The organism is Algoriphagus sp. oki45 (genome assembly GCF_036245605.1).
Taxonomy (GTDB): Bacteria; Bacteroidota; Bacteroidia; order Cytophagales; family Cyclobacteriaceae; genus Algoriphagus.
The window spans coordinates 105,942-122,254 of the sequence record NZ_BTPC01000003.1 but is presented as its reverse complement, the minus strand read 5'-3'; the positions used below and the strand labels follow the sequence as shown (position 1 = coordinate 122,254).

Below are 16,313 nucleotides of genomic sequence, written 5' to 3'. Positions count from 1 at the left end.
TTTTGAAAATGCTTCGTTGGTCTTATGCTTACAAGTTTAACCAATAGGTCATTTTGAAAACAATTGCCCTCGACTTGGAGCTTCCAAACTCGATAAATCCATCAGGATTCATTTCTGCCAAATAGTTGTCGGTATAGACTAGGAATATATCCGATACCGGAGCAAATCTCCATTGTAGCCTCGAGTTAATATTTACATTTTCGATTTGACTGTTGTACTGGACGAAGGTGGTCCAAAACAGTTCCTTACTAAACGTGAAATCGAATCTTGGTCCTATTAAAAACAAATTAGAACTGTTGTAGGGTTTGGGAAGCCTGATTCGATTGTAAGCAAAATCAATACTTGTAAAACCTAATGGCTGATACCTCCATTGTATGCCTCCCTCCAAATTGATTCTCGTACCATTGAAGTACTCCCCTGATCGAGTACTTATATTAAAGGATACTTTCTTTCTTTCGTCCGACTCGTATCGAGCGATGATCAGATTGTTTTTGTATTCTGTATTTGCCGGTAAACTCAGACCTCCGCTTCCGCTTGGATCAAAACCATTGAATAAGTAGGTGTACTGTCTTCTTAATCGCAGGGAAAAGCGGGCCGAAGACTTCCAATTGATATCGTAAAGGAAATTCACATCCCAGTCCAAGAATCCATAAGTTTCATTTCCCACCATATCAAAATCTAAACCAGGGCCATGGCGCTGAATTCCTCCTTTTGAGGGAAATATACTCCGGCGGTAAGTCATAGCTAATTGTTGAATATCTGTTCTGCGAACAAATCCAACTTCGGGAGCATAGTTTGCCCCAACGGATTGCGCCCTCATATCCAAGGACCACTTAGGGACACTATATTGTAATTCTATGCCTCCCGCAAAGGCACTATCCACTGGTGTCTCTTGGATATTTCGGTGATAAAAAAACTTTCCGGTAATCCGATTATCCTCAGAAGCTAAATTATAATCTACCCCAAAAGTTCTATCCCAGGCATTATATAAGCTATCCGAATACTCTTTTGAACTTTGGAAGGTTTGCTTATTGACAAAAAATGCGGAAACGTTTGACCTTGCAAAAACCTTTTGCTGAAGCGAAACCATGGAATAGTTATAAGAAGGTAAACCTGCCGCCTGATCATCGGCTACCTGCATACTTAGAATGCCCACTCGCAAATTGTCATTAGCCTTTCCGCTGACCCTAGCTCCAAAAGGAATGGTTGACTCGATATTTTGACCAGTACTCTCATCTCTGGAAACACCTATTCTTCGGCTGAAAAAAGGTCGAGTGCTCCTATTCCCATAATTGGAGAATAAATCCGCATTTTCCAGAAAAAACTGTCTTCTCTCAGGGAAGAAAATTTCGAATCTATCTAGGTTGGTTACCTGTTGGTCTACCTCTACTTGGGAAAAATCAGGATTTACAGTCAGATCTAAGTTTAAACCTGGTGTAATTCCGTATTTGACGTCAAATCCGGCGCTGAATCCGGATTGGGTTTCCCCATTGGATTCAAAATTAGTGCTTGAGTTTCCTGAAATATAAGGGATGACTGAAAGGTTTTTTCCCCCCGTTTTGGTAGGTACTTCCCAACTTCCCACTCTCAAAGAAGCAAGATTAAACAGGGTGAAATTTCTGGGGATTGGAGCCCAAGTGGACCTTTCTGCACTTTCGCTGTCTATCCGATAAAAATTAATATTCCATTCAGTTTGCCCTTCATTAAACCGGAGAGTATTGAAAGGAATGGCCATTTCTGCGACCCAATAATTTCCATATTGTCTGGCTTCTCCCTTCCATACATTGTCCCAGTCCAGACTAAATGAGGTTTCGCCGGTGCCTCCATTGACTACTAAGCCTTCTCTTTGTACTCCGAAAGGATTTATTCCAAATGTAAAAGCATTGGTTCTGTCCTGGAAGGTGTCGAAAATGACCGTAAAATTATCATTTGCAGCTCCTCTAAAATCTCTTCGAAGAGAAGGAGTAACGTATTCCTTTTCCTTTTTCTCACTATAGAGGACTCCTAGAATGTAGATGTTTTTATCGTCAAATAGGACCTTGGCTACAGATTGATTCACAGCAAGAGAAGAGTCAAATGGAAAATATTGCATCCAGTTGAAAGCTGAATCTGCCATTGCCCATTCCTTTTCAATCACTCCGTCAATTTCAATAGGAGTATTCACTCTTTTGAATTGAATATCTTGGGCAGTCAGGTAATTAAAGACAAAACATAATCCTAGGATAAATAGAGATTTCCTTCCCATTCTGTAAAATTAATCGAGGTGCAAAAGGACGGGAATGGGATTTTGATCAGTGGTTTTTGTACTTCCTTTCAGTTATTCAGTAGGAATATTTGTAATCAGGCAGATAGGTGATTTTTCTGTCAAATTGGCCTTATCGCATAAGGCTTAGGCCTGACTTTTCTTCAAAATAAAAAATGAGATTTTTTTTTTACTGGATTGTCGATTGATCAAGAAATGAGTTTTGCGGAGCATTTTTGCTTTTCGGAGCTGAGAATGAGCTGAAAAAATAAAGCCCGGCTGTACCGGGCTCTTTATTTTGATTTGGGAGATTAGACTTTCATGATGTCAGCTTCTTTTTTGGCTAGAAGCTCATCTATTTTTGTAGAGTACTGATCGGTGAATTTTTGGACTTTTTCTTCTGCTTTTTTTACTTCGTCCTCAGAGGCTCCTTCTTTTTGGAGTTTTTTAAGGGAATCATTGATCTCTTTTCTTACAGAGCGAATGGATATTTTGCCTGTTTCACATTCCTGCTTAGCCATTTTGACCAGTTGCACTCGTCGCTCCTCAGTCAAAGCTGGAATGGTAAGAATGATGATTTCGCCGTTGTTTTGAGGTGCCAAGCCCAAGTCGGAATTGATGATGGCTTTTTCAATTTCGGAGATAAGATTTCTTTCGAAAGGTTTGATTGCCAAGGTTCGGGCATCCGGAGTATTGACAGAGGAGACCTGATTGAGCGGAGTAGGGGCACCATAATATTGTACCATAATTCCGTCCAAAAGATTAGGCATTGCTTTACCTGCTCTGATTTTTACCAATTCTCCTGCAGTGTGATCCACTGCTTTTTGCATCAGTTCTTGAGCTTCATCCAGAAATAATTCGATTTCTTCCATGGTATGTTTGTTTTTTAGGCGGTGATAAGGGTTCCGATTTCTTCACCCAAAACCAACTTGCTTAGATTTCCTGCTTTGTTCATGTCAAATACGATGATCGGAAGATTGTTTTCATGACACAGAGTAAAGGCAGTCATGTCCATTACGCTGAGATTTTTCTCATACACTTCCGAAAAGGTAATATTGTGGTACTTGGTAGCCGAAAGGTCTTTTTCAGGGTCTGCGGTGTACACTCCATCTACTCTTGTTCCTTTTAAAACCACATCTGACTCGATCTCAATCGCCCGAAGCGCTGCAGTGGAGTCTGTGGTAAAGTATGGATTTCCGATTCCCGCTCCGAAAATTACAATTCTTCCTTTTTCCAAATGCCGGATAGCTCTTCTTCGGATAAAAGGTTCACAGACACTTTCGATCTTGATCCCGGACATCAATCGGGTAAACATTCCGTTTTGCTCCAAAGCACTTTGCAATGCCATGGCATTGATAAGTGTGGCCAACATGCCCATATAGTCTCCCTGAACCCGGTCAATTCCCGATTTTTCGGCTTGTACGCCCCGGAAAATATTCCCTCCTCCGATCACAATGGCTATTTCTACGCCTAGTTCTTTGACTTTTTTGATTTCATCTGCATACTGCTGAAGCCTCTCCGGATCGATTCCGTATTTTTTCTCACCCATCAGGGCCTCTCCACTTAGCTTCAGAAGAATTCTTTTGTATTTCATGGGTTGGTATTGGTTTTTGTAATTGACCTTTTTTGAAAGGACTTTTGGGTTGATTTGACCAAAATTTGATTGGGTTCCCCCAAAGGAGAGTTAACAATCCGACAAATATAATTTCTTCAGTCCATAATGCTAGAAGGAAAATAAAATTTGGCTTAGAATGGTATAAATTGATCCTAAGGCAATGTCTCAAAAAGTCCATGGATTTCTGGAAAAATAAAAGGGAATGGAACCCGAGCGCTGTGCTGAATTGATCTTAAAAGGAATTCAGAAAGGGAAAGAAGAATTTGTGGTTGGGGGAATGGAGCGGTTTACTGTGTTTTTCAACCGGATTTTTCCTGGACTAAACCGCTTGATCATTCGCTCCAATCCTTTGCAGAAGCTTAAGATGATTAAGAGTTTTTTTGGAATCAAGTGAAGTATTAGAATTGAATCAAAACCTGATTTTTCTCTACGCTTTGTTTCAAATTCACTTTCACTTCTTTTACCACACCATCACCGGGAGCTTTGATAATATTTTCCATTTTCATCGCCTCCAAAATCAAAACGACATCTCCTTTTTTGACTTCATCGCCCGGTTTTACTTTTAAGTCTAGAATCAGTCCAGGCATAGGAGCTTTGATGTCTTTGAGTGCACCGGAGCCTGCAGCGGACATCCCCATTTTTTCCAGCAAAAGGTCAAAGCGGTCTTTCAGTTGGATAGTGGCGGTCTGGTATCCCAGTCGGATTCTCATGGATTGAGTTTCCCTGTCCCAATCGATCAATTCAGCCTCCAAGGACTCATTTCCTTTGATCAAATGGATTTTTCCCTCGCCCAGCCATTGGATATCCCAAGCGAGTTTTTGGCCGTTGACCTGAAAAAAACCTTCGTTTTTTTCTACCTGTTGCGTGTCATTTTGGAGAATTACTGAAAACATTCCTGCTATTTTGGATCAAAATTTATGTCCTATCGTCGTTTTCCGATAGATTTTCCCCAAATATGAAAGAATTGATTTCCCTACCCAAAGAAAATTTCCTGCGTGGTTTAAAAATATGCTTGGTTTCGGGTCTGACTTTTTTAGCGGCCTGTAAGTCTGAGCAACCGATTAGTTCTTCTTCAGAGCCCCAAATCACAGCTTATCCTGATAGGGAAAAAAAGCAGGATAGTCTGGATCGAATCTTTTTGATGCGCCAAAAGGAAAACGTCCTGGAAAATTATAAAGCTTCAGCGACGCGGGATTTTGATATCCTTCATACGGATTTGGATTTGTCCTTTGACTGGTCCAATCAGTCGGTCATTGGGAAGGCTATTTTGACCATCAAACCCTTTTTCTATTCTCAAAAAAACCTTCAGTTGGATGCCAAAGATTACGAAATGGGCGCAGTCTATTTGTTGGATGGGGAAAATCGACAAAAGCTGAATTATGGATACAATGAGCGCGAGCTCACTATTTATTTGACAAAAGAATTCGGTGCAGTAGACACATTCCTCGTGGAAATTAATTACCAAGCCTTCCCCGAGAGAAATTCAGGTGCGGGCTCCCAGGCCATTACTGATACCAAGGGCTTGTATTTCATCGATCCTCTGGATACCATTCCCGGCAAGCCCAGGATGATTTGGACTCAGGGAGAGACCGAGCACAACAGCAAGTGGTTTCCAACCATTGACCACCCCAATGAGCGCTTTACCCAACTCTTCAAGTTGACAGTAGAAGATTCTTTGGTCACTATTAGTAATGGAAGATTAGTCCGGCAGGAATCTTTGGAAGGGGGGATGAGAAAGGATTATTGGGAGATGGACCTTCCTCATGCTCCTTATTTGGCAGCCTTGGCTATCGGAAATTTTGCAAAAGTAGAGGACAGGCACGGGGATCTTCCCTTGGGCTATTATGTAGAAAAAGGCTACGAGAAAGGCGCAGAAAAAGTATTTGCCCATACCCCGGAGATGATTGCTTTCTTCGAGGAAAAGCTCGGCTACCATTTTCCCTGGCAAAAATACGATCAAATTGTGGTGAGGGACTTTGTATCAGGAGCGATGGAAAACACAACGGCATCCATTTTCATGGAGAATCTTCTGCTGAACGAGCGGGAGGCCATCGACTCAGATTGGGATTACATCATTGCTCATGAGCTTTTTCATCAGTGGTTTGGAGACTTGGTGACTGCCGAGTCCTGGTCCAACCTGACACTCAATGAGGCCTTTGCCAATTACAGCGAGTATCTCTGGAATGAGTACAAATATGGAAAGGATGAAGCGGCGCTGAAGTTGATTGCCGAAATGGAAGGATATTTCAGTGAGTCTGAAGAAAAGCTGGATAGGCTAATCCAGTTTCAATATGAAGATGAAGAGGATTTATTTGATGCACACAGATATAATAAAGGAGGAGTAATTCTCCATATGCTTAGACTATACCTTGGGGACGATGCATTTTTTGCCGGATTAAATGAATACCTCAGGAGGCATGCTTTTCAATCCGTGGAAGTTCATGATTTGAGACTGGCCTTTGAGCGGGTTAGTGGAAAGGATTTGAATTGGTTTTTCAACCAATGGTTTCTGGACAGAGGTCATCCTGAGCTGATTTTTGACATCGATTATTCCATTCCGGAAAACATTTTGATATCGGTGCATCAAGTTCAGAGTTTGGAGGAGAGTCCTGTTTTTCAGTTTTCATTGGAAGTAAGCTGGTACGAAGGAAAAGAAAGAAAGTCCAGAAGGTTTTTTGTAAACAAAGGGTTTCAGCAGTTTGCTTTGGGAAATGAGACTCCGCTAACTCAGCTATATATAGACGAGGGGAAGAATCTTTTAGCCAGAAGAACTCAGGAAATGAATGCATCTCAATATCAGAGACAATTTGAGGAATCTTTGCTGGGGGTGGCTAGGTACGAGGCTTTGGATAGCTTGATAGCAAGGAAGTCAGAAGTAGAATTGGAATCAATTCTTACGAAGGCTTTACAGGACTCTTTCTGGGCTATTCGGGAAAAGGCCTTGGGGATTTTGCAGTTGGATCCCTCATGGGCTGAAAAGATACCCGGCATAGAAGAGGCCGTATTTACTCTCGCCGAGAATGATCCCGTTAATTCAGTTCAGGCAGGAGCTTTGGAAGTTTTGGCTTCATGGGATGTGGACAAGTATCAGCCGCTCTTTCAGAGAAAAGTGAATGCACCTTCTTATTTGGTGGCAGGATCAGCCTTGACAGGATTGGTGCTTTCCGGGGAAGATTCCCAAGAAGTTGAGTTTTTTGAGCGTTTTGAATCAGAGAACAACTTCAGGATGGTCATCCCTTTGGCGGAATTCTACATTGATCAAAGTATTGCTGGCAAAGGAGAGTGGTTTTTCGAGAAAAGTTCCCAACTGACTCAGGAAGGGCTTTATTATTTTCTCGGGTATTTTTCGGAATATTTTATCCGAATGCCTGAGGAAGGTGCTCAGGAAGCGATTGGGTATTTATTCAACTTGATGGGGAGATCTACACAAAATTATCTGCGTATGGGAGCATTTCAAGCTCTAATGGGCTTTGCTGATCAACCCGATGTAGTGGCCAAATTGAAAGAAATAGCTAGCAAGGAGCAGGATCCTCAGCTCAGGAATTATTACGATTATTTTTTACAGGTACTCTCAGATGAAAATTAATGGATTGAAAATGAAAGGCTTGAAAGATATCTGCTGAAAAAAAATCCTTTTTTATCATACACCCTTTGATACTTTGTCAAAAGGCTATAATTTTGCCATCCGTTAAGGTTATAAGGGTTCAAATAGCCATGAAATTTTAACGCAGTTGGGGGAATACCAAAGCGGCCAACTGGGACGGACTGTAAATCCGTTGACTTATGTCTTCACAGGTTCGAATCCTGTTTCCCCCACAGAATTGTTGAATTGCAAAATTTTTTTCTAGTTTTGCAGGGCAAAAAAATCCGGTGCGCCGGAAACAAGCGGGAGTAGCTCAGTTGGTAGAGCGGCAGCCTTCCAAGCTGCAGGTCGCGGGTTCGAGCCTCGTCTCCCGCTCTGTGCTTTTATAAGCACTGAGAAGTGAAAGCCGACGTAGCTCAGGGGTAGAGTACTTCCTTGGTAAGGAAGGGGTCACGGGTTCAAATCCCGTCGTTGGCTCAACACGAAAATTATTATCTAAACATATCTTTAAACTTAAACTGAGGATTTTCACGCATGGCAAAAGCAACATTCGACCGTTCCAAGCCGCACGTTAACATCGGTACGATTGGACACGTAGACCATGGCAAAACAACTTTGACTGCCGCCATTACTACCGTATTGGCAAAAAAAGGTCTTTCTGAAATGAGAGATTTCTCTTCTATCGACAACGCTCCCGAAGAGAAAGAAAGAGGTATCACTATCAATACCTCACACGTAGAATATCAGACTGAAAAGAGACACTACGCTCACGTAGACTGTCCTGGTCACGCTGACTACGTTAAGAACATGGTAACTGGTGCTGCTCAGATGGACGGTGCTATCCTAGTGGTAGCCGCTACAGACGGACCTATGCCTCAAACTAGAGAGCACATCCTTTTGGCTCGTCAGGTAGGTGTACCTGCACTAGTTGTTTTCTTGAACAAAGTTGACATGGTGGACGACCCTGAATTGCTTGAGCTTGTTGAAATGGAAGTTAGAGAATTGCTTTCTTTTTACGAATTCGACGGTGACAATATCCCAGTTATCGCTGGTTCTGCTCTTGGAGCATTGAACGGTGAAGACAAGTGGGTTGACACAGTTATGCAATTGATGGATGCTGTTGATTCTTACATTCCACTTCCTGAGCGTTTGATCGACAAAGACTTCTTGATGCCTGTTGAAGACGTATTCTCTATCACTGGTAGAGGTACCGTAGCTACTGGTAGAATTGAAAGAGGTATCATCAACTCTGGTGATCCTGTAGATATCATTGGTATGGGTGCTGAAGGCCTTAAGTCTACAGTAACTGGTGTTGAGATGTTCCGTAAGATCCTTGACAGAGGTGAAGCTGGTGACAACGTAGGTTTGTTGTTGAGAGGTATTGAAAAATCTCAAATCAAGCGTGGTATGATCATCTGTAAGCCAGGTTCTGTGAAGCCTCACGCTCACTTTAAGGCTGAAGTTTACGTACTTTCTAAGGAAGAAGGTGGACGTCATACTCCATTCTTCAACAAGTACAGACCTCAGTTCTACTTGAGAACTACAGACGTAACCGGCGAAATCAAACTTCCAGAAAACGTGGAAATGGTTATGCCAGGTGACAACGTAACTATCGAAGTAAACTTGCTTTCTGCGGTAGCTTTGGAAAAAGGTTTGAGATTCGCAATCCGTGAAGGTGGCCGTACAGTAGGTGCCGGACAGGTTACTGAAATCTTGGACTAATCCTCCGATAGATAAATTAACGATGCGATCCCGAAATATTTTTTGGGATCGCATTTGTTTCTAAAGACATTATCCCTAATTTTGCGTTCCCTTTTGGGGAGCGTTCATTCACACGGGCATAGTTCAATGGCAGAATAGCGGTCTCCAAAACCGTTGATGGGAGTTCGAATCTCTCTGCCCGTGCAGCAGTTATTGACTATGAATCTTAAAAACTTTGTCCTCGAATCAGTTGATGAAATGAAAAACAAGGTCACTTGGCCTAAGTATTCATTTCTTCAGAATAGTGCCGTATTGGTATTGGTAGCATCTCTCATCTTTGCCTTGTTTATCGGGGTAATTGATCTGGGATTCGAAAATGTCATGACATGGTTTTATGATTTATTTTAATTGACATTACAGAATGGCTGAACATAAATGGTACGTCCTCAGAGTAGTAGCAGGGCAGGAAAAAAAGACGAAGACTTATCTGGAGAATGAAATTTTCCGGCAGAAGATCGAGGAATTTATTCCTGAAGTCCTGATCCCCTCTGAGAAAGTGTACGAGATGCGCAACGGCAAAAAGCGTGTAAGAGAAAGAAACTTCTTTCCTGGTTACGTTTTGGTCAATGCGGATCTTTCTAATGGGGAAGCCAATCACGTAATAACGAGTATTCCGGGAGTAATCGGTTTTCTTGGATCAAACCAGGGGGGAGCTTCCAAAACCCCTGAACCATTACGACAATCAGAAGTCAACCGTATCTTAGGTAAGGTTGAGGAGATTGATGAGTTTGCCGAGAAGCAGGATACACCATTTATAGTCGGAGAGGCCGTAAAGGTAATGGACGGTCCTTTCAGTGGATTCACCGGAACAATTGAGGAGATATTTGAGGAGAAGAAGAAGCTTAATGTTATGGTTAAGATCTTCGGCCGAAATACTCCAGTAGAGTTAAACTTTATACAAGTAGAAAAACAAGACTAAGCAATGGCTAAGGAAATCACTGGTTATGTAAAACTACAGGTGAAAGGTGGCCAGGCTAACCCGTCGCCTCCAGTAGGTCCAGCTCTTGGTTCCAAGGGTTTGAACATCATGGAGTTCTGTAAGCAGTTCAATGCACGTACCCAAGATAAAATGGGCACCGTGCTTCCTGTACTGATTACGGTGTATTCTGATAAATCTTTTGATTTTGTGGTAAAAACTCCTCCAGCTGCAAATATGCTGTTGGAAGCTGCAAAAGTTAAAGGAGGTTCTGCGGAGCCAAACAGAAAGAAAGTAGGATCTGTCACTTGGGATCAAGTGAGAGCGATTGCTGAGACGAAAATGCCTGACCTGAATGCTTTCAAAGTAGAATCTGCCATGAAAATGGTGGCTGGTACTGCACGAAGCATGGGTATCACAGTATCTGGTAAAGCCCCTTGGGAAGTATAAATAAAAAACAATGGCTAAGTTAACAAAAAAGCAAAAAGAAGCTCTTTCGAAGTACGACCCAAGCCAAATGTACTCCCTCGAGGCTGCTTCTTCACTGGTTAAGGAAATCACCATGACCAAATTTGATGCTTCTGTCGATGTAGATGTCCGTTTGGGCGTTGATCCTCGAAAAGCAGATCAAATGGTAAGAGGGGTTGTAGCCCTTCCTCATGGTACCGGCAAAGACATCAAAGTATTGGTGCTTTGTACTCCTGACAAAGTTGCAGAAGCCACCGAAGCAGGTGCAGATTACGTAGGTTTGGACGATTACATTGCCAAAATCGAAGGCGGATGGACTGACGTAGACGTCATCATCACTATGCCTAACGTTATGGCTAAGGTAGGTAGATTAGGTAGAGTATTAGGCCCTAGAGGTTTGATGCCCAATCCTAAATCAGGAACCGTTACTCTAGAAGTAGGTAAAGCGGTAAAAGAAGTGAAAGCAGGTAAGATTGATTTCAAAGTAGATAAGTTTGGAATTATTCATGCCGGTGTCGGAAAAGTTTCCTTCACTCCCCAGCAAATTGAGGATAATGTGAAAGAGCTGATTATGACCATTTCCAAGCTGAAGCCTTCTTCTGCAAAAGGGACATATTTCAAAAGTATTCATCTTTCCAGCACCATGTCTCCTGGTATTTCAGTAGACAAGGGAAGCATTCAAGGTATATAATCATGACTAGAGACGAGAAAAAAGTTGTAATCGACGGTCTGACTGATAAGTTTAGGGAAACCCCTTTCTTCTATATCACTGATGCGTCTGGATTTAGTGTTGCTCAAATCAACGCCTTTAGAAGAACTTGTTTCGAAAGAGGTGTAGAATATAAAGTCTACAAGAATACATTGATCAAAAAAGCTTTGGAAAATCTGGATGCAGACTACTCCAAGCTGGTTGACGGTGCCCTTAAAGGGTTCTCAGGAATCATCTTCTCAAAGGAAAATAGCAATCTTCCTGCGAAAGTGCTTCTTGACTTTAGAAAAAAATTGGGTAAAAAGGAAACAAGACCTGCATTCAAAGGAGCTGGTATCGATTCAGATGTAATTCTGGGCGAGAACAACCTCGAGATGCTGTCTAACCTCAAATCCAAGCAAGAGTTGCTGGGCGACCTTATCGGATTGCTACAGTCTCCTGCAAGAAATCTTATCTCTGCTCTGCAATCCGGTCAAAACAACATCACTGGTGTGTTGAAGACCTTGGCAGAAAAAGAGGCTTAATATTCTTATCAAATCATCAAAAACAAAATTAACTAATTAATACAATGGCAGATCTTACACAACTTGCAGAACAGTTGGTAAACTTGACTGTAAAAGAAGTAAAAGAATTGACAGATATCCTTAAGGATCAGTATGGTATCGAGCCTGCTGCAGCTGGTGCTGTGGTAATGGCTGGTGGTGCTGCTGCTGGTGGAGGAGAAGCTGCTGCTGAAGAAGAAAAGACTTCTTTCGACGTAATCCTTAAAGCTGCTGGTGCTCAGAAATTGGCAGTTGTGAAACTGGTTAAAGAATTGACTGGTCTTGGATTGAAAGATGCTAAAGATCTTGTTGACGCAGCTCCTAAGCCTTTGAAGGAAGGTATCGCTAAGGACGAAGCTGAGGCTTTGAAGAAGTCTCTTGAAGAAGCTGGTGCTGAAGTAGAGATTAAATAATTTGGTACTCCCTCGCCTCTAGGTAAGGGAGTAGCCTTAAGACCTGACTAAAATAGTCAGGTCTTTTCCTGTTTATGCACAGGTTAAAAATTGCATTATTCTAAGCGAAAATTGTCGCTTTTCAATAAGAAATTTCACTATAAACAATACACTACCTTGGCTATCAAGAATCAAACCGTAAGGAAAAGTTTCTCCTCCATTAAGGTGGTCAAAGACTATCCTGATTTTCTCGATATTCAGCTGCAATCTTTCAAAGATTTCTTCCAGCTGGATACTCCTGCCGAGAAGAGAAGAGCAGATGGGTTATTCAAAGTTTTCGCTGAAAACTTCCCGATTAGTGATTCCAGAGAAAATTTCACTTTGGAGTTTATCGATTATGCCGTCGATCCGCCCAAATACAGTGTGGAAGAATGCATCGATCGTGGCTTGACTTATTCTGTCCCATTGAAAGCAAAGCTGAGATTACTTTGCCATGACGAGGACAATGAGGATTTTGAAACCATCGAGCAGGAAGTCTTCTTGGGTAATTTGCCCTATATGACTGAAAAGGGCTCCTTTGTGATCAATGGTGCTGAGCGAGTCATCGTGTCTCAATTGCACCGATCTCCAGGAGTATTTTTTGCGCAAAGCAAGCACACCAACGGAACGAAGTTATATTCTGCCCGAATTATTCCTTTCAAAGGTTCTTGGATCGAATTTGCTACTGACATCAACAATGTCATGTATGCCTACATCGACCGTAAGAAAAAATTCCCGGTGACTACGCTTCTCCGTGCCATCGGTTATGGTTCTGATAAAGATATCCTTGATCTTTTTGGTCTTTCCGAAGAAGTGTCTGCTACCAAAACTGCCTTGAAAAAAGTGGCAGGAAGAAAATTGGCGGCAAGGGTCTTGAGAACTTGGGTAGAGGATTTCGTAGATGAGGATACCGGTGAGGTAGTATCCATCGACCGAAATGAAGTATTGCTAGAAAGAGATACAATTCTTACCGAGGAAGATATTGAAATGATTTTGGATTCAGGCTCCAAGTCCATCATTCTCCATAGAGAAGATGTAAACGTGGCTGACTTCTCCATCATTTACAATACCCTTCAAAAAGATAACTCCAACTCTGAAAAAGAGGCGGTGGAAGTTATTTATAGACAATTGAGAAACACTGAAGCACCTGATGAGGCCACTGCCCGTGAGGTGATCAATAGCCTGTTCTTCTCAGACAAGCGTTATGACTTGGGTGAAGTAGGACGATATAGAATAAATAAAAAGCTTGGACTTGAAATCGAGCCAGAAAAAATTGTCTTGACGAAGGAAGATATCATTTCTATTGTGAAGTACTTGATCGGTTTGATCAACTCTAAGGCAGTAGTCGATGATATCGATCACTTGTCCAACAGACGGGTTCGTACAGTTGGAGAGCAGCTATATAGCCAGTTTGGAGTAGGTTTGGCAAGAATGGCCAGAACTATCCGCGAAAGAATGAACGTTCGTGACAATGAAGACTTCAAACCTGTCGATTTGATCAACGCACGTACCCTTTCTTCTGTGATTAATTCCTTCTTTGGTACAAACCAGCTTTCTCAGTTTATGGATCAAACCAATCCATTGGCTGAGTTGACTCACAAGAGAAGACTTTCTGCTTTAGGTCCTGGTGGACTTTCAAGAGAAAGAGCCGGCTTCGAAGTGCGGGACGTTCACTATACTCACTACGGCCGTCTTTGTACGATCGAGACTCCTGAAGGACCAAACATCGGTTTGATTTCCTCCCTTTGTGTTCATGCAAAAGTGAACTCCATGGGCTTCTTGGAAACTCCGTATCGAAAAGTAGATAATGGAAAAGTTGGCATGAGCACGGAAGATATCGTGTTTTTGACCGCTGAGGAAGAAGACAATAACAACATTGCACAGGCCAATGCGCCATTGGATCCTTCCGGCAAGTTTGTCAATGAAAAAGTAAAAGCGCGTTTCGAAGGGGATTTCCCTGTTTTGGATCCAAGTGAAATCTCATACATGGATGTCGCGCCAAACCAAATTGTTTCTGTGGCAGCTTCTCTGATTCCGTTCTTGGAGCATGATGATGCAAACAGAGCATTGATGGGATCCAACATGCAACGTCAGGCTGTTCCTTTGCTAAGACCAGAAGCACCAATTGTGGGTACTGGTTTGGAAGCCAAAGCAGCTATTGACTCCAGAGCATTGATTATCGCAGAGGCAAACGGTGTAGTTGATTATGTAGATGCCAAGAAGATCACCATTAAATACGACCTATCTCAGGACGAACTTTTGGTCAACTTCACTGACGAATACAAGACTTATGATCTGATCAAATTCAGAAGAACTAACCAAGACACTACGATCAACTTGACTCCTTTGGTATTGAAAGGAGAAAGAGTAGAGAAAGGTCAAGTTTTGGTCGAAGGTTATTCTACAAATAACGGTGAGTTGGCTTTGGGTAAAAACCTGAAGGTAGCTTACATGCCTTGGCAAGGTTATAACTTCGAGGATGCGATCGTAATCTCCGAAAGAGTGGTTCGTGAAGATATCTTTACTTCCATTCACGTAGAAGAGTTCCAACTTGAAGTAAGAGATACCAAGAGAGGTGAGGAAGAATTGACTTCTGAAATCCCTAACGTTTCTGAGGAAGCGGTTAAGCACCTGGACGAAAACGGTATTATCCGAATCGGTGCTGAGGTTAAAGAGGGGGACATCATCATTGGTAAGATTACTCCAAAAGGTGAAACCGATCCAACCCCTGAAGAAAAACTCCTTAGAGCGATCTTCGGTGATAAGGCCGGTGACGTGAAGGATGCTTCTTTGAAGGCATCTCCTTCCCTGAATGGTGTGGTAATCGAAACCAAGCTTTTCTCCAGACCTAAGAAAGACAAAGACGTCCGAGCAAAGGCTAAGGCTGAAGTAGAAAAGCTCAAGGCCAAATACTCCAAGGACCTTTTGGGTATCCGTGCCAGAATGATCAACAAATTGGTCACTTTGCTGGATGGCAAGACTTCTCAGGGAGTAAAGCACAAGTTTGGTGATGAAATCATCAGCAAAGGCATGAAGTTCAATCAGAAGAATATTGAAAACAACCTTTTCCCTGCTAAGAACCCTTACAGAGATGAGTCTAACTACAATGTTCCTGAGGAAGCAAATCTGATCTCCGATATCATCCTGGATGATTGGACAGAAGATGCGCACACCAATTCTCTCATCGTGCAATTGGTGAAAAACTATACCAATGCCCGAAACGAGATTTCCGGCAACTTCAAGAGAGAGCGATTTACTTTGGAGGTAGGAGATGAATTGCCGGCAGGTATCGTTCAGCTCGCCAAAGTGTACATTGCCAAGAAAAGAAAGCTCAAGGTGGGTGATAAGATGGCTGGTCGTCACGGTAACAAGGGTATCGTAGCGCGAATTGTCCGAGACGAAGACATGCCGTTCTTGGAAGACGGAACTCCAATGGACATCGTATTGAATCCATTGGGTGTACCATCCCGAATGAACATTGGGCAGATCTTCGAGACTGTTTTGGCTTGGGCTGGACAGAAGATGGGTAAAAAGTATGCAACTCCAATTTTTGACGGAGCTTCTTTGGAAGAGGTTTCTGCAGAGTTGGAAGCTGCAGGCCTACCGGCTTATGGACGTACTTACTTATACGATGGCTTGACTGGACACAAGTTTGATCAGCCTGTCACCGTAGGTATCGCCTACATGCTTAAGCTAGGTCACTTGGTAGACGATAAGATGCACGCCAGATCTATCGGACCATACTCTTTGATTACTCAACAGCCATTGGGTGGTAAAGCCCAGTTTGGTGGTCAGCGATTCGGAGAGATGGAAGTGTGGGCTTTGGAAGCATTCGGAGCATCTCATGTCCTTCAGGAAATCCTAACCGTGAAGTCTGATGACGTAATCGGCAGGGCTAAAGCTTACGAAGCGATCGTGAAAGGTGAAAACCTTCCTAAACCGAACATTCCTGAATCATTCAATGTATTGGTTCACGAATTGAGAGGTTTGGCTCTTGAAATTACCTTGGATTAATTTGGCTCATAGGGCGGGCAACCGCCCTGAAC

At 42.5% G+C, this 16,313-nt stretch carries 14 protein-coding genes and 4 tRNA genes; 14 read left to right on the top strand and 4 right to left on the bottom strand.

The genetic code is table 11. The features are described 5' to 3' along the window. Positions 1 to 28 precede the first annotated feature (28 nt). The 3 genes from AAA942_RS14560 to pyrH form a co-directional block, all read right to left on the bottom strand. The gene (locus AAA942_RS14560) at positions 29 to 2,245 is read right to left on the bottom strand and encodes a DUF5916 domain-containing protein (protein WP_338221014.1); all 2,217 of its coding nucleotides are present in this window, start codon (positions 2,243 to 2,245) and stop codon (positions 29 to 31) included. A 308-nt stretch (positions 2,246 to 2,553) separates the two neighbouring features. Beyond that, entirely contained in the window at positions 2,554 to 3,114 is a 561-nt protein-coding gene (frr, locus tag AAA942_RS14555) for a ribosome recycling factor (RefSeq protein ID WP_338221013.1), read from the bottom strand. Between the two features lie 14 nt (positions 3,115 to 3,128). Beyond that, positions 3,129 to 3,836: a UMP kinase gene (gene pyrH, locus AAA942_RS14550; RefSeq protein WP_338221012.1), complete on the bottom strand. Its 708-nt coding sequence runs from the start codon at positions 3,834 to 3,836 to the stop codon at positions 3,129 to 3,131. 223 nt (positions 3,837 to 4,059) lie between these two features. On the opposite strand from pyrH, the gene AAA942_RS14545 reads away from it, so the two are divergent. Next, complete coding sequence (locus tag AAA942_RS14545) at positions 4,060 to 4,251, top strand: hypothetical protein (protein ID WP_338221011.1); 192 nt, start codon at positions 4,060 to 4,062, stop codon at positions 4,249 to 4,251. Positions 4,252 to 4,255: 4 nt separating this feature from the next. Here the strand turns inward: AAA942_RS14545 and AAA942_RS14540 are convergent, their stop codons facing one another. Beyond that, positions 4,256 to 4,750 carry an acetyl-CoA carboxylase biotin carboxyl carrier protein subunit gene (locus AAA942_RS14540; RefSeq protein WP_338221010.1) on the bottom strand — a complete coding sequence of 165 codons (495 nt, stop codon included), beginning with the start codon at positions 4,748 to 4,750 and terminating at the stop codon, positions 4,256 to 4,258. A 62-nt stretch (positions 4,751 to 4,812) separates the two neighbouring features. On the opposite strand from AAA942_RS14540, the gene AAA942_RS14535 reads away from it, so the two are divergent. From AAA942_RS14535 to rpoB, 13 genes are all read left to right on the top strand, one after another. Continuing rightward, complete coding sequence (locus AAA942_RS14535; RefSeq protein ID WP_338221009.1) at positions 4,813 to 7,443, top strand: M1 family metallopeptidase; 2,631 nt, start codon at positions 4,813 to 4,815, stop codon at positions 7,441 to 7,443. A gap of 147 nt (positions 7,444 to 7,590) precedes the next feature. Beyond that, positions 7,591 to 7,673, top strand: a tRNA-Tyr gene (locus AAA942_RS14530). 69 nt (positions 7,674 to 7,742) lie between these two features. After that, positions 7,743 to 7,815: transfer RNA gene (locus AAA942_RS14525), tRNA-Gly, on the top strand. Between the two features lie 30 nt (positions 7,816 to 7,845). After that, positions 7,846 to 7,917: transfer RNA gene (locus AAA942_RS14520), tRNA-Thr, on the top strand. Between the two features lie 57 nt (positions 7,918 to 7,974). Next, on the top strand, positions 7,975 to 9,162 hold the full coding sequence (gene tuf / locus AAA942_RS14515) for an elongation factor Tu (RefSeq protein WP_338221008.1): 1,188 nt from the start codon (positions 7,975 to 7,977) through the stop codon (positions 9,160 to 9,162). A gap of 112 nt (positions 9,163 to 9,274) precedes the next feature. Next, positions 9,275 to 9,345 (top strand) — tRNA-Trp (locus AAA942_RS14510). Between the two features lie 15 nt (positions 9,346 to 9,360). After that, positions 9,361 to 9,549 (top strand): preprotein translocase subunit SecE, encoded by a 189-nt coding sequence (gene secE / locus AAA942_RS14505; RefSeq protein WP_338221302.1) that lies wholly within the window; start codon positions 9,361 to 9,363, stop codon positions 9,547 to 9,549. Between the two features lie 13 nt (positions 9,550 to 9,562). Continuing rightward, on the top strand, positions 9,563 to 10,120 hold the full coding sequence (gene nusG, locus AAA942_RS14500) for a transcription termination/antitermination protein NusG (RefSeq protein ID WP_338221007.1): 558 nt from the start codon (positions 9,563 to 9,565) through the stop codon (positions 10,118 to 10,120). Between the two features lie 3 nt (positions 10,121 to 10,123). Beyond that, on the top strand, positions 10,124 to 10,567 hold the full coding sequence (rplK, locus tag AAA942_RS14495; protein ID WP_338221006.1) for a 50S ribosomal protein L11: 444 nt from the start codon (positions 10,124 to 10,126) through the stop codon (positions 10,565 to 10,567). Positions 10,568 to 10,577: 10 nt separating this feature from the next. Continuing rightward, the gene (gene rplA / locus AAA942_RS14490; protein WP_338221005.1) at positions 10,578 to 11,276 is read left to right on the top strand and encodes a 50S ribosomal protein L1; all 699 of its coding nucleotides are present in this window, start codon (positions 10,578 to 10,580) and stop codon (positions 11,274 to 11,276) included. A gap of 2 nt (positions 11,277 to 11,278) precedes the next feature. After that, positions 11,279 to 11,818, top strand: coding sequence for a 50S ribosomal protein L10 (gene rplJ / locus AAA942_RS14485; RefSeq protein ID WP_338221004.1), 540 nt, complete (start codon positions 11,279 to 11,281; stop codon positions 11,816 to 11,818). A 44-nt stretch (positions 11,819 to 11,862) separates the two neighbouring features. Then, the gene (gene rplL, locus AAA942_RS14480) at positions 11,863 to 12,249 is read left to right on the top strand and encodes a 50S ribosomal protein L7/L12 (RefSeq protein ID WP_338221003.1); all 387 of its coding nucleotides are present in this window, start codon (positions 11,863 to 11,865) and stop codon (positions 12,247 to 12,249) included. A 156-nt stretch (positions 12,250 to 12,405) separates the two neighbouring features. After that, a complete protein-coding gene (gene rpoB / locus AAA942_RS14475) occupies positions 12,406 to 16,281 on the top strand; it encodes a DNA-directed RNA polymerase subunit beta (RefSeq protein WP_338221002.1) in 3,876 nt (1,291 codons plus the stop codon). Positions 16,282 to 16,313: the final 32 nt, after the last annotated feature.